This window comes from Micromonospora sp. CPCC 206061 (assembly GCF_036906915.1).
Taxonomy (GTDB): domain Bacteria; phylum Actinomycetota; class Actinomycetes; order Mycobacteriales; family Micromonosporaceae; genus Phytohabitans.
The window spans coordinates 217,661-231,167 of sequence record NZ_JBAKHX010000005.1; the positions used below are offsets into that span (position 1 = coordinate 217,661).

General features: G+C 67.8%; 14 protein-coding genes. 7 read left to right on the plus strand and 7 right to left on the minus strand.

Features of this window, described 5'->3' with window-relative positions; translation table 11 throughout:
* Positions 1 to 117 precede the first annotated feature (117 nt).
* Positions 118 to 627, plus strand: a complete 510-nt coding sequence (locus V6V89_RS06900; RefSeq protein WP_334618129.1) for an allene oxide cyclase barrel-like domain-containing protein — start codon at positions 118 to 120, stop codon at positions 625 to 627.
* A gap of 41 nt (positions 628 to 668) precedes the next feature.
* Complete coding sequence (locus V6V89_RS06905) at positions 669 to 2,093, plus strand: pyridoxal phosphate-dependent decarboxylase family protein (RefSeq protein ID WP_334618130.1); 1,425 nt, start codon at positions 669 to 671, stop codon at positions 2,091 to 2,093.
* 148 nt (positions 2,094 to 2,241) lie between these two features.
* Here V6V89_RS06905 and V6V89_RS06910 read toward each other — a convergent pair whose 3' ends face one another.
* Positions 2,242 to 2,517: an isocitrate lyase/phosphoenolpyruvate mutase family protein gene (locus tag V6V89_RS06910; RefSeq protein WP_334618131.1), complete on the minus strand. Its 276-nt coding sequence runs from the start codon at positions 2,515 to 2,517 to the stop codon at positions 2,242 to 2,244.
* Between the two features lie 238 nt (positions 2,518 to 2,755).
* Here V6V89_RS06910 and V6V89_RS06915 point away from each other — a divergent pair, with 238 nt between their 5' ends.
* Entirely contained in the window at positions 2,756 to 3,043 is a 288-nt protein-coding gene (locus V6V89_RS06915) for a hypothetical protein (protein WP_334618132.1), read from the plus strand.
* Here the strand turns inward: V6V89_RS06915 and V6V89_RS06920 are convergent.
* From V6V89_RS06920 to V6V89_RS06930, 3 genes are all read right to left on the minus strand, one after another.
* Positions 3,033 to 3,995: a threonine ammonia-lyase gene (locus V6V89_RS06920; RefSeq protein WP_334618133.1), complete on the minus strand. Its 963-nt coding sequence runs from the start codon at positions 3,993 to 3,995 to the stop codon at positions 3,033 to 3,035. The genes V6V89_RS06915 and V6V89_RS06920 overlap by 11 nt on opposite strands.
* Before the next feature lie 199 nt (positions 3,996 to 4,194).
* Complete coding sequence (locus tag V6V89_RS06925) at positions 4,195 to 5,361, minus strand: CapA family protein (RefSeq protein ID WP_334618134.1); 1,167 nt, start codon at positions 5,359 to 5,361, stop codon at positions 4,195 to 4,197.
* 691 nt (positions 5,362 to 6,052) lie between these two features.
* Entirely contained in the window at positions 6,053 to 6,478 is a 426-nt protein-coding gene (locus V6V89_RS06930; protein ID WP_334618135.1) for a DUF1801 domain-containing protein, read from the minus strand.
* Between the two features lie 377 nt (positions 6,479 to 6,855).
* Between V6V89_RS06930 and V6V89_RS06935 the strand changes: the two genes are divergently transcribed.
* From V6V89_RS06935 to V6V89_RS06945, 3 genes are all read left to right on the plus strand, one after another.
* Positions 6,856 to 7,887: a LacI family DNA-binding transcriptional regulator gene (locus V6V89_RS06935; RefSeq protein ID WP_334618136.1), complete on the plus strand. Its 1,032-nt coding sequence runs from the start codon at positions 6,856 to 6,858 to the stop codon at positions 7,885 to 7,887.
* A 96-nt stretch (positions 7,888 to 7,983) separates the two neighbouring features.
* On the plus strand, positions 7,984 to 8,763 hold the full coding sequence (locus V6V89_RS06940) for a ThuA domain-containing protein (RefSeq protein ID WP_334618137.1): 780 nt from the start codon (positions 7,984 to 7,986) through the stop codon (positions 8,761 to 8,763).
* A complete protein-coding gene (locus V6V89_RS06945) occupies positions 8,760 to 9,893 on the plus strand; it encodes a Gfo/Idh/MocA family protein (protein ID WP_334618138.1) in 1,134 nt (377 codons plus the stop codon). Before V6V89_RS06940 ends, V6V89_RS06945 begins: the two co-directional genes overlap by 4 nt.
* Positions 9,894 to 10,082: 189 nt before the next feature.
* Here the strand turns inward: V6V89_RS06945 and V6V89_RS06950 are convergent, their stop codons facing one another.
* The 3 genes from V6V89_RS06950 to V6V89_RS06960 form a co-directional block, all read right to left on the minus strand.
* Entirely contained in the window at positions 10,083 to 10,919 is an 837-nt protein-coding gene (locus V6V89_RS06950; protein WP_334618139.1) for an alpha/beta hydrolase, read from the minus strand.
* Between the two features lie 84 nt (positions 10,920 to 11,003).
* On the minus strand, positions 11,004 to 12,455 hold the full coding sequence (locus V6V89_RS06955) for an endo-1,4-beta-xylanase (protein WP_334618140.1): 1,452 nt from the start codon (positions 12,453 to 12,455) through the stop codon (positions 11,004 to 11,006).
* 305 nt (positions 12,456 to 12,760) lie between these two features.
* Entirely contained in the window at positions 12,761 to 13,111 is a 351-nt protein-coding gene (locus tag V6V89_RS06960; RefSeq protein ID WP_334618141.1) for a hypothetical protein, read from the minus strand.
* 146 nt (positions 13,112 to 13,257) lie between these two features.
* On the opposite strand from V6V89_RS06960, the gene V6V89_RS06965 reads away from it, so the two are divergent.
* Positions 13,258 to 13,479: a hypothetical protein gene (locus tag V6V89_RS06965; protein ID WP_334618143.1), complete on the plus strand. Its 222-nt coding sequence runs from the start codon at positions 13,258 to 13,260 to the stop codon at positions 13,477 to 13,479.
* Positions 13,480 to 13,507 lie beyond the last annotated feature (28 nt).

Consider the following 13,507-nt stretch of genomic DNA (forward strand, 5'->3'; position numbering starts at 1 on the left):
GCGTTACTGGGCGGCTATATCGGACAAAATGCGCTGGCTACAACCTTGAGGTTAGCTGTATCAGCAGCTAACCTTCGGCTTGGCATGATCCGCACGAGCTATCCCATAGGAGTCACCATGCGTTTCCGCCCGCTCCACGCAGTCACCGCTCTCGCTGGCGTCACGGCTGCTGTCGTGGGAGGCGCCCTCGCGATCGCTCCCGCGCAGGGTGCTCCGAATTCGGCGATCTCCCGGTACCCGCGCACGATCACCATCACGGTCGTGGAGAAGGGCACCTCGATCAACCTCGTTGACGTTGCCCCCAGCGACTCGGCCCTTGGTGATCAGTTGATCGGTACCGGCGATCTCGTCGGCGCCGACGGCCGCAAGATTGGCACGAGCAGCTTCCAGGGCATCTCCACCAACGCCGCGCCGCGTACGTCCGAGCTGTTGACCTTCGTGTACGAGCTGGCCGACGGGAAGATCACCACTGCGGGCACGGCCAGGCTCTCCGCCTCGGGTCCGGTCTTCGACGAGCAGTTCGCGATCACCGGTGGCACCGGCAAGTACCAGAACGCGAGCGGCCAGGTACGGGTCGTCCAGGAAACTGTCGAGCAGGCGAAGGTCACCTTCCGCATCCAGCTCTGACCCTGGGCCTCACGTGGAAGCCAGTCCGGAGGAGCAACAACGTGGCGACGTCATCACACAACCCATCTCGGGTGCTGCACAGCGGCCCAGCCGGCGCGGCGGAGCTGAGCAACCAGCTGAGCATCGCGGTCACCGAAATGACCAGCTGGATGGCTGAGTACGGCGGGTTCACCCCACATCCGTCATTGGACATCGAGGTGGACGCGTTGGAACGGGCCGGCGAACAGCTGCGGTCGCGGCTGCGGGACAACTATCCGTTCTTCCATCCGCGCTACGTCGGGCAGATGCTCAAGCCGCCGCACCCAGCTGCGGTGATCGGCTACCTCACCGCAATGCTGGTCAACCCCAACAACCATGCTCTGGATGGTGGTCCAGCGACCGCGCGGATGGAGAAGGAGGTGGTAGGGCAGCTGGCGGCCATGTTCGGCTTCGGCGAGCACCTGGGACATCTGACCAGCAGCGGCACCATCGCCAACCTGGAGGCGCTGTTCGTCGCCCGACAGAACCATCCGGGCAAGGTGATCGCCTACAGCGCGGACGCGCACTACACCCATTCCCGGATGTGTCACGTGCTGGGCATCGATGGCATGGCGGTCCCAACGGCGGCTGATGGCGCGATGGACCCGCAGGCTTTAGAGGAACTGCTGCGTACCGGAGTCGTCGGCACCGTGGTGGCCACCGCCGGGACCACCGGGCTGGGTGCCGTCGACCCCGTCCACCACATCGTCGCACTGTGCCGTCGCTACGGCGCCCGGGTGCACGTCGATGCGGCCTACGGCGGCTTCTTCAGCCTCATCGCCGACGACAGCCCAGACGGCGTGGCCGCCGCCCCGTTCGCCGCGATTGCCGACTGTGACTCGGTGGTGATCGACCCGCACAAGCACGGCCTGCAGCCGTACGGGTGCGGCGCGGTGCTGTTCAAAGATCCGGCAGTGGCGAGTCACTACCTGCACGACTCGCCGTACACCTACTTCACCTCGGACGAACTGCACCTGGGGGAGATCTCCCTGGAGTGCTCGCGTGCTGGCGCGGCAGCCGCCGCGCTGTGGCTGACACTGCGGCTGCTGCCGCTAACACCCGACGGCCTCGGGGCCGCGCTGCGCCCCGGCCGGCGTGCCGCACTGGCTTGGGCGGAGCACATCAAGGCCAGCGAACAGCTAACCCTGTATCAGCAGCCGCAGTTGGACATCCTCACCTACTATCCGACCCATCGGCGCCTGTCAGAGGTGGATCAGGCCAGCGCCGGCGTTCTCAGTCGCGGAATGCGGCGGCCCCCAGCACAGTCGCTGTTCGTAGCCACCTACACCGTGGACGCGAACGCGTTGGCCGTGCGCGGACATCAGCTGGTCGCAGACGTGGCACAGGGTCGCATCCTGCGCAGCGTCCTGATGAAACCCGAGACCGAGCAACACGTCACGTCCCTGCATCAGCAAGTCCTGGACCTGCTCTCCGACGGCCAGGAGTAGCGGTTCAGGCGCGTCTTGCCCGACGGTCATCCGGCAGGCGCCCGGCCTTCGGGCCGACGGCGGCGGGGACGCAGCCCGCGTCGCATGGGTGGCGACTGGTTCGAGTGCGGCTCCGCGCCGGGATGCGCGCCCGCCGCGTCTGCCGTGTTCAGCCGCGATCCGACGCACCTGGCATGAGCAGGGTGTTGAGCCGTCCGTAGTCCGCCGCGCCGGCCAGCTCGCCGTAGCCGCCGCCGCCCAGCGCTGTCGCCGCTGCCCGGGCGACCAGCCCGTACGCGGCCTGGGCGACGGACGAGCCGAGGCTGATCCGGGCCACGCCCAGCGCGGCCAATTCGGCGATGTCCGGCGCGCCGGGGCCGGCCATCACGTTCACCGGAGCGTCGATGCGGTCGACCAGGGCGGCGACGGTAGCCGGATCGGTCACCCCCAGGCACGAAGACGCCGTCGGCTCCCGCCGCCAGGTATGCCGTGGCTCGGTCGACGGTCTCGTCGAGGCCGCCCACGCCGGCCAGGTAGGTGTCGATGCGGGCGTTGAGGAACAGCCCGGGTGCGGCGGGCGGCCCGGGCAGCGGCGATCCGGGCGGGCTCGGCGGTGGCGCCGTCCTCGATGTTGACGCCCGCGACGCCCGCCGCTGAGCGTCTTCGCCGGGGATGTGCCGCAGTTGGCTTATCCGGCCCGGGGTGTCGCCACGCTGTGGGAGCCGCGCCGGGAGAACACGGACGCCCTCGGCGCGGTGCTCGGCCGGGGCCGCATCCGGCTACTGGTGGAGCTGGACACGCCCAGCTCCACCACCGAGCTGGCAGGGCGTACCGGCATGACCGCCGGTGGGGTCTCCCCAGCACCTGACCGCATTGCGGGCAGCCGGACTCGTCGCCGCGCACCGGCACGGCCGCAGCGTTCTCAATGTGCGCACGGCGTTGGCGGAGGCGCTGCTCAGCTCACGTTCTGACCCAGCGGTGGTAGGCGTCCGGATCGACGTTGCTGCCGCAGATGATGGTGACCACGTGACGGCCGGCGAAGCGGTCACGATCTTCGAGGATGGCGGCGATGCCGAGGGCCGCTGAGGGTTCGACGACCAGGCCCGCGCGCTCCAGAAGCATCCGCATGCCCGTGACGATGGAAGCCTCCTGGACCAGGACGGCGTCGTCAGCCACCTCCAGCAGGTCGTCCAAGACCGCGGGGATGGGGTACCGGCCGGCGACGCCGTCGGCGATGGTGTCGTACGAGTCCGTGGTGATGACCCGACGCTCGTGCCAGGAGCGGGTCATCGCGGGCGCGCCGAGTGGCTGCACGCAGATCACCTCGACGTCTGGCGAAAGGGTCTTCAGGACGTAGCCCACGCCGGTGGCCATCGCGCCGCCGCCAAGGGCGATCAGGACAGCGTCGAAGGAGGACGCCCCGCTTGCCAGTTCCAGGCCGATGGTCGCCGCGCCCTCGCAGGTCTCGATGTCCCGGCTGTCCTCGACCAGCCGGACGCCGCGCCGCTGCGCGATATCCACGGCCCGTTCGCGGGCCATCTCGAAGTCGCCGTCGACCAACTCCAGCTCCGCACCCAGCGCGCGGATCCGATCGAGCTTGGCGGCGGGTGCCCCGCGTGGCGCCACCACCGTCACGTCGAGGCCACGGCGGTGACCGGACCAACCCAGCGCCTGGCCGAGGTTGCCGGCGCTGGCGCACACCGTGGCCGTGCGGCTCTGGTCGGTCAGCGACTTGGCGACGAGCTCGGTGCCCCGGGCCTTGAAGCTGCGCACCGGGTTCGCCGTTTCCAGCTTGATACTGACCGTGCAGCCAAGCTCGCGTCCCAACGCGTCGCACTGGTACAGCGGAGTATCCAGAAAGATCGGGTCGATCACCCGGCGGGCCGCGCGAATCCGATCAAGATCGAGGCGCGTCGTGAGCATGATCAGCAATGTATCGCACCGCGGGCGTCCCACGTGGAGCTGGCCGATGTCCAGTTTGGACTGATCGGGGTGCGGCACCATGGACGGGTCGCACAGGTGGCTCCTTCCGCGCGTACTCGTAACTGAAGTAGGCGCTGACAAGCGGGCGGGCTGTGGGGGACAGGTCGCGGGCGTGGGGCTGTGCAGACACGTCGGTGTGTTACGGCGTAGGCGTGGTCGCGGTCTCGGCCGTCGGGTTGGATGTGATCCGCAGGCCGTCGGCGTTGGCGCCGAGCATGTTGACGTACCCGGCGATGCGCCGGTGGATTCGGGTGTAGTCCGCGGCTCGCGGGCCGGCGGCGGCCATGGCGGTTGCCAGGTCAACGAGCCGCGCCTGCGGGTGGTAGTCCATGAAGACGGGTCGGACCTCGACCGCGCTGACACGCCATGTCCGGGGTGCCGCCTCGGTGAAGGTGAATGTGGGTATCACGGAGTCGGCGGTGTTCTCCGGGGAGCCGTCCTGGAAGCGTACGAGGAGGTTGCCCAGCCCGTAGGCGACCCACTTGTCGCCGATCTTCTCGAATGGCTGCACGACGTGGGCGTGCATGCCGATGATCAGGTCGATGTCGGGGCTGGCGAGGAGTTGTCTGGCCAGCGCCGTCTGGCCTTCGTCGGCCGTGTTCTGGTACTCGGAGCCCCAGTGCAGGGACGCGATGACAATCTCGGCGCCGTCGTTCTTGGCTCGGCGCGCCTCGGCCAGGATGGCGTTGAGGTCGATGAGGTTGGCGATCCACGGCTGACTGGGCGGCCGTTCGATACCGTTGAAGCTGAACGTGTACGACAGCTGCGCGACCTTGACGTCGCCTACCTCCAGGATGTTCGGCGTCGCCGCCTCCCGCGCTGAGCGGGCCGAGCCGGTGTGGCGCAGGCCGACCCGGTCGAGGTTGTCGAGGGTACGGGTGACGCCCTCGGCTCCGTAGTCGAGGGTGTGGTTGGAGGCGGTCGAGCACGTGTCGAAGCCAGCCGCCCTCGCGTCGTCGGCGAGTTCCACGGGTGAGTTGAAGATCGGAAAGCCGGTGAACGGGCCCTGCGGCGGACCGAGAGGCTGCTCGATGTGGCACACGGCGAGATCCGCAGACTCGAGGGTCGGCACGACGGCCGCCATGATCTGGCTGAAGTCGTATCCGTTGCCGCCCGCTGCCTGCGCGTCGGACCGGGCCTGGGCGACCAGCGCTGGTTGGACGAACAGGTCCCCTGCGGCCGCGACGGTAATCGTCGTGGGCCGCGCTGGCGACGGCGACGGGCTAGCCGGTGCCGCCGAGGGTGCCGCATCCCCTCCGGCGCTGCCGCTTTGGCCGCTGCACCCGCCGAGCAGCGCAGCTAGCATGACGCACGCGGCTGTTCTCCGCTTACCTCGCATACCTGGCATTCTTGCCGTCCGCCTCGCCGGTATGAGACAAGATCGACGAACAGGCAACTGATGCCAGCGTCCGTACTGACCCAGCTAGGACGCCGACGTCTCACGAGGCGGGAGCCCGACGAGGTCGTGGACCAGCAGCTCCCGTCCGCCGACCGAGGCTCGGAACCTGGCCCGCCGGCTGCCGTGGTTCGGGTAGCCACCGGTCGTCGAGACGCTCACCCTTTTCCAGGGCTCCGGTCTGGCGCGCCCACACGTAGACGTCCTCGCTCTGGTTGGTGTCGCCGGGGACCAGTGGTTGGGCGGTCACGTAGGCGACGTGCCGGCCGTCGGCACTGATGTCCTGCGAGTGCTCATCCTGTCCACCTGACCACCGCCGGAGCTCAGGCTGACCCGGCTCGTCGTAAGCACCCGCGTATCCCGAACAACACGTCGAACGAACCGTTGGTATCCCCCGGCACCAGGTTCGACGCCCCAGAGGTGAACGCGACGTAGGGCTGCGAAGGCCGCCATCACAAGATTGCACGATCCTGCGTGCGCGCGTCGAGGGGGAGTTCGAAGTGGACGGTCTCCAGCGTGGCGGCTGTCGACCATTCCCTGGGTTCGGCGGCGCCAACGCGGTCTTCCGGTCATCGAGATTCCGAAAGCCACAACGGCCGGGTCACATCTTTTCGCCCGGGAGCTTGCTGGCCTGCTTGATCCAGGATCGGATTTGGTGTTCGTCCAGTTCATCGTTCTCGTGGATGTCGAGGTAGCGCACCTCGTCGTGCTTGGACGGCTTAGGCGGCATGGGATCGAGCGATGTCCCTCTGAGGAACTGCAGCTGCACGTAGTTCGTGTAGCAACGGAACGACAGGAACCAGCCCTCGTCCTTGCCATAGAATGGTTGGTTCCATTTGACGGCTTTGCGTACATCGGAGACCGTGCGCACGATGAGATCATCGAGGCGTTGCCCGACGTCTCGTTTCCAGCCGGGCATGGCGGCGATGTAGTCCTGCACCGGGCCGTTCCCCTCAGCCTTGGGGATCTGCGGGTTGCCGCCCGAGAGGAGCTTCGGTCTCGCGTCGTCTTTCTTGCGATTGGTCATGGGATTACGTCCCGGATGCGGTCGATGACAGTCGGAGAGATACCTTGCGAATGCGCCGACGTGACAATGGTAGCCCCACTTGACGCAGGAGGCCTTTACTTGGCCGAGTCCCGTGTCGTCCTCGCATGGCGCGGCGGGCTGATGGCGCTGCCGTGCCGCCCCGACATACGGCGTGTCTCAAATGGACGGATGATGGTCTGGGGCATGATCTCTGTTCCGTGAGCGATGTCGAGACATGATCCGCACGTGTTCTCGGCAGGGAAACACCGGCAAGGAAGGGCAGGGAGCCTTTCGCTGTCTTGCGGCTCGAACGACCGCTGTCGTAGCCTTTTCGCACCGGCGTCGATACGCATCGACAGTCCCCAAGGGAGGTAGGGTTGGCGGCGTTTACCAGCAAGGACGTCGCGCGTATCGCTGGTGTCTCGCAGAGCACCGTGTCCTACGTGATGACCGGCAAGCGACCCATCTCCGAGCGCACCCGGCGCCGGGTCCTGGACGCGATGGAACAGCTCACCTACGAGCCGCACTCGGGCGCCCGGGCTCTCGCGGGACGTCGCACCCAGGTCGTCGGCTTGGTCGTGCCCTTCGGGCCCGGGGGCCAGACCTTCGGGTTGCTGCCGTTCATCGAGGCCATCGCCAACTCGGCCCGCGCCCACGATCATGATGTTCTGCTCGTGACCGCGGACGAGGGTTCCGCGGGGCTGCGGCGGCTCGCCGGACGGGCCCTGTGCGACGCGATCATCATGATGGGCATCGAGGAGCACGACGACCGGGTTCCGGTGGCTGCCTCGCTGTCCGTTCCGGTGGTTCTCATTGGTGTGCCGGCCGACCCGGCCGGGCTGCACTGCGTCGACCTCGACTTCGAGGCGGCGGCCCGGATGGCCGTCGACGAGCTGGCCGATACGGGGCACGATGAGGTCGTCGTGGTGGGTTATGCGGCTTCGGCGATGGAGCGTGGTTTGAACTTCGCCGGCCGCGTACTGCGATCGGTGCGGCGGCAGGCGCAGGTGCGGGACCTGCCGCTGACGGTGATCGAACCGGTCGAGCGTGGGCAGGAGACCGCCGCGACGGCGGCCGATCAGGTCCTCGCCCGGCGCGCCGGCGGGCGTCTCGGAGTGGTGGTGCCGCACAACGATGCGATCGCGCCGCTGGTGCATGCGCTGCGGAAGCGAGACGTCGTGCCCGGCCGCGACATTTCCCTTATCGGATTCAGTCCTGACCGTGAGGCTGAGCAGTCCGACCTGCCGTACACGAATATCTCCGGGGAGCCGCGTGACGTTTCGCGGCGGGCGATGGAGACGCTGTTCTGGCTGCTCGATCCGAGTTTCGGGGTGGCGCCTCCCGCAATCGACCTGGTCGCGCCACGACTCACCCGTCGTACGACGGTGATGCCGGCTTCCTCCAACTGATCATCGGTGGCCCGGTCCAAGATTCACGGCGTCGATGCGTCGCCGCAGTCGATACGCATCGACACGATCCTCAGCAGCCCAGCAGAAAGGCTCGACATGGCAAACGGAACGACCGGCCCGCTGCGCGTGACGGTGTGGGGGGAGAACCGCCATGAGCGGATCGAGGCGCACGTGGCGAAGATCTATCCGAAGGGCATGCACACGACGATCGCGGAGGGCATCGAGGAGAACCTCGGCGACGGCTGCGCCGTCCGTACCGCCACCCTCGACGAGCCGCAGCACGGATTGACCGAGGAGGTGCTGGCCAACACCGACGTGCTCACCTGGTGGGGACACGCAGCACACGACGAGGTCACCGACGAGGTCGTCGAGCGCGTCCACCGCCACGTCCTGTCCGGGATGGGACTCGTCGTACTGCACTCCGGCCACTGGTCGAAGATCTTCACCAAACTGATGGGGACGAGTTGCACCCTGCGCTGGCGGGACGAGCACGACCGCGAGCTCATCTGGACGGTCGACCCCACGCACCCCATCGCCAAGGGCGTGCCGCACCCGCTGATCATCGACGAGGACGAGATGTACGGGGAGTTCTTCGACATTCCGGCACCGGACGAACTCGTGTTCGTCAGCTCGTTCAGCGGCGGGGAGGTGTTCCGCAGCGGCTGCACGTTCCGCCGCGGCCACGGCAAGATCTTCTACTTCCGGCCCGGAGACCAGGCGTACCCCACGTACCACCACGAGGACGTGCGTCGGGTCATCGCCAACGGCGTCGCTTGGGCCCGCACCGACCGGCCGGAACGGAGCCATCCCGTGCTCCTGCGGTACGCGACCGGGGAGTTCTTCAACGGCCAGGGCTACACGGGACCACTCCAGTGAGGTTCCGGACGATCCCCGCGAGCCCGGCGGATCCGCTTCGGGTCGTCATCGTCGGCGCCGGCGGTATGGGCCGGGCCTGGCTCGCCACCGTCGCGGACTCGCCCGAGGTCACGCTCACCGGCATCGCCGACCTGGATGCGGCGCTGGCACGGGACGTCGCCGACTCGGCTGGCCTGCCGGACCTCCCGGTCGGCACCGACGCCGCCGCCCTCGCCCGGCAGACCGGCGCCCAGGCGCTGATCAATGCGACCACGCCCGAGGCGCACCACCCTGTGACCACTGCGGCGTTGTTCGCCGGCCTGCCGGTGCTCGGCGAGAAACCGGTCGCAGAGAACGTGAGCCGGGCGCTGTCGATGGCTGCCGCGGCCGAGGTCACCGGTGAACTGTTCATGGTCAGCCAGTCCCGCCGCTGGAACCCGTACCTCGCCACGCTGCGAGGGATGATCACACGCCTCGGCACGATCGGGACGATGACCACGTCGTTCTTCCGATCCGAGCGGTTCGGCGGATTCCGCGACCTGATGGCGTATCCGCTGCTGATCGACATGGCGATCCACGCCTTCGACTCGGCACGTTACCTGCTCGATGCCGAGCCCGTGACGGCGTACTGCCAGTCGTACAACCCGCCGTGGAGCTGGTACGCGGGGGACGCCAACGCGACCGTGGTGTTCGAGATGGACGGCGGCACCCGGTACGTCTACAACGGCAGCTGGTGCAGTCCCGGCGAGGTCACCTCGTGGAACGGGACCTGGCGGGTTAGCGGCGAGAAGGGCACCGCGACCTGGGACGGCGACCACGAGCCGGTCCTTGACGCCGAGTTGGACGCCGGCGAACCGGCCGACTCGCCGAACTTCGGGATCGCCGGCGCCTTGCAGGCATTCGTGCGGGCGCTGCGGACCGGGCAGCCGCCGTCCGGCGAGGTGCACGAGAACGTGATGAGCCTGGCGATGGTGGAGGCGGCGGTGCAGTCCGCGACGAGCGGCCGGCTCGAGCGCTTGGACGACGTGCTCGAGCGGGCCCACGCACAGGCACTACGGGAGGAGACCCGGGCGGACGTACGGAACGCCCTCGCTGGATGGTCCTCGGTACGGGACATACTGGCCGGCACGGAGCGGATGGAGACGCGATGACCGAGCTGCGCGTCGCGGTGGGGGTACACGACCAGGCGATCAACGGCGTTGGCGCGGGCGGCACGGCGTGGGCTATTGCCTTCACTGAGCCTGACGGACCAGCACTGGAGACCGATCTCGTGCCTATCCAGCCTCTGCCAGCCGGGCCACGTGGTGAATGCGAGGCTGTGCCGGTGCCGCGCGGACCGATCAGGCAACCCGATCCGCCAGGTCCACCACGGCGCTGACTAGTTGTTCGCCCGACAGTAGAGCCATGTCGTTGTGGTCGGCGCCGTCGACTGCGACGACCCGTGCCAGCACCGGGGCATGGTCGGCGACGGCTCGGCTCTGCGCCGGCGGCACGATCGAGTCGGCGGTGCCGTACACGACGACGGTCGGCACTCGCACCCGGGGCAGCAGATCCATCACCGGGAAACGGTCTCGGGCCAGCAACCGCACCGGAAGTAGCGGATAGTGCTCCTGGCCTACGGACGGCAGATCGGTGAAGGGCGAACGCAGCACCAGGCCGGCGGGCGGGTGTTCGGTAGCCAGCGCGGTTGCCACAGCGGCGCCGAGGCTTTCGCCGTAGTAGAGCAGCCGTTGGTCCGGAATCCCGGCGTGTTCGATCAGGTACGTCCGTGCCGCGCGTACGTCGTATGCCAGGCCCTGCTCACTCGGGCTGCCCGGGTTGCCGCCGTAGCCGCGGTAGTCGACGAGCAGCACGGTCAGGCCCTCGTTGGCCAGGGCCTCGGCGAGTGGGGCCCGAGCGAGCCGGTTGCCCGCGTTGCCGGGCGCCACCAGCACGGCCGCGCGTCGGTCCGGCGATCCAGACGGTGGCGGGATGAGCCACGCACTCAGACGCAGCCCGTCGGCGGTCGGCAGTGTGACGTCCCGTCCGCCGGGGATCACCTGGGCGGCCGGTGGCGGTGCCGACCGATCCGGGAAGTAGATCAATCGCCGCTGCAGCACCCAGATCACGGCGATCACAAGCACTAGTACCAGGAGCACGACCAGCCCCACCCGCGCGAGAGCCGGCAGCTTTACCACGACTCCATTGTCCGCCCGACAAGCTGGGTCGCGGTCGCCTACGTCCGGGACGGGTGGCTTGCGCCCGTCCCGGACAGGCGGTGCTCAGGAGGCGGTGCAGACCGGAGTCAGGCCGGTGGCCGTCCCGGTGCCCTGGAAGCCGAACTGGGTGGACTGGCCGGTATTTACCCGGCCGTTGTAGCTGAGATTGCTGAACTGCACGGCGCCACTGTTGCCGCCGCGGGTGGCGTTCCAGCTGTTGGTCACCGTAGAACCGGACGGCAGGGTGAGCAGGACGTTCCACCCGTTGATCGGCGCGGTGCCGGCGGTGACCGTCACGGTGGCCACGAAGCCGCCGGTCCAGGAGTCCAGTGAGACTGTGGCCGTGCAGCCAGTGCTCGGGGTAGGCGACACCGTCGGCGATACCGTCGGCGACACCGACGGGCTCGACGGGGTGTTCGGCGAGGTCGGGTTGATCGGGACACGGCCCTTGTTCAGCTCGTCGAGGACCGCGGTGTAGGCAGCCTTCTTCTGGTAGTTGCCGTTGCTGCCGGTGAACAGCAGGCCCCTCTCCGAGGAACGCCACGACTCGCTGTCGGAGATGCCCCAGACGGTAATGCCGGTGCATTTCGCGACGTTCAGGCAGGCCCGGACGACCTTGCGGTAGTTCTCCGCCTGGCCTGCGCCGATGTCGTTGTTGCTCAGGTCGTCGTCAATGTCCAGCTCGGTGATGTGCACCTCGACGCCGAGGTCGGCGAAGCGCTGGATGTTGGCCTGCAGGTCGTTGGTGATGATGCTGTTCGGGTTGTCGTTGAAGTGCGCCTGGAACCCGACGCAGTCGATGTACTGCCGGTAGTTGCGGACGATGTCGTACAGCGCGTTGGCCTTGCGGTTCTGGGTGCCGCCCTGGACCGTCAGGCCCTCGACGTCGTAGTCGTTGATGCAAAGCTTGGTGGTCAGCCCGCCGGCCTGCACGACCTGCTTGGCCCGGATGAACGAGTCCCGGATGACGTCGGTGTCGCCGGCGTCGAAGAAGTCGCCGTCGCCGTTCGCGTCCCGGTTCAGGCTGTGCGGCCACTGGGTGCGGCGCCTGCCGGTGTTGTTGTCGTCCAGCGCCTCGTTCACGACGTCCCAGTACGCGATCCTGTTGCCCCAGCGGTTCAGGGCGTTGCCGATGAAGGTGTTCAGCGTCGCCTGGTTGGCACCCTGCAGCGCGCCGGCCTGCGAGTGCCACACCATCGTGTGGCCGCGGACCAGCATGTTGTTGGTCTGGGCGTAGTTGACCAGGGTGTCGGCGTTGCCCGTGTTTTGCAGACCACCGGTCGACGTGGCGATCGTCGACGGCTTCATGTCGTTCTCGGGAGTCAGCTGGTTGAACTCCTGACCGACGATCGAGCTGAGCCGGCCGGGTGAGGCAGCGACGCCGAAGAACAGCCCGGCCTGGGCGGCCGCGGCCCGTAGCGTCGTCTCGGCCGCGGCGGCCGGGCCGATGGACTGGACCGCCACAGCGCCGCCTACCAGCAGCAACACCGCCGTTGGCAAAGCTATGCTAGTCACCTTTTTGCGCTGTCTCAGGCTGCTGTTCACGGGACCTTCCTCAGTGCTTGATGTCAGGCGATCGGCATTTATGTATGTCTTTTAAGGGGCAGTATCGATACCGACTGGTCGCGCTGTCAACAATTTCCGGAACTGTTCCGGAGAGTTTCAGGAGGTGAAGAAGTCAGCAAAAGCCCGCTTGTGCAGGTAGGAGGAGCGTGCGAGCGGGTCGCCGGCCTCGGGCTCGGAGGGAAACGCTCGATCGCGTTCGTCATCGACGCCGCAAGTACCGGAACGGTCCAAGGTGGAAGCTATCCGGGTTTGGTTCAGTGCTCGCCGGCCGCCGGGTCGTCGTGGGTCTGCATTTCGCGCAGCGCCTCGTCAGCCGCGATGACCTCCTGGTACCACTGCCGGTGCACCTTGTACGTGCGGTCGAGCTCGATCTTGTAATACATCCCGCTCGGCTTGCCGAACCAGAAGTCGCGCGGCACGCGCCGCACCTCGCCGCGGCCCACGATGAGGATCGCGCGGTCGGTGACCACCAACGTCTCCGCCGGCACCGTGAAGATCCCCGAACCGGTCACCGTGACGAATCCCGTCTGGACCTGCTCACCGGGCTCCAGGTGCGGCGCTGCCCGGGTGGCGATCATCTTGACCCGTCGTTCCTTGTAGCCCACGGCTTTCCTCCGATACCAGACGCACGTCCGGGCGGCCCGATCCTAGGGCAGGCGAGCATGGTGGTGGTCCGGTTCGGCTCGGCCTGAAGCGGAGGGTTCGGCGCAAGGCCAAGCCGCCTTGCCATGAACGGCTATCATCACGGCCGATGTTTGCGACACCTGAGAACGGGATGAATCAGCCGGTGCACGTCCGGGCGGCGCGGCCGGGCGACGGCCAAGCCATGTTCGGCCTTGGTATGGCGCAGCCGGGCTTCGAGGTCAGTGACGGCGTACGGTTTTATGCCCGCGAGGTGCTGCAGGAGTGGATCGCCAGCCCGGGACGCGACATCTTAACCCGAGTTCCGCAGTTCGTAGGCACGCGAGTGTGATCGGTTCTGAGTCGTTGCTGGTCAGCGA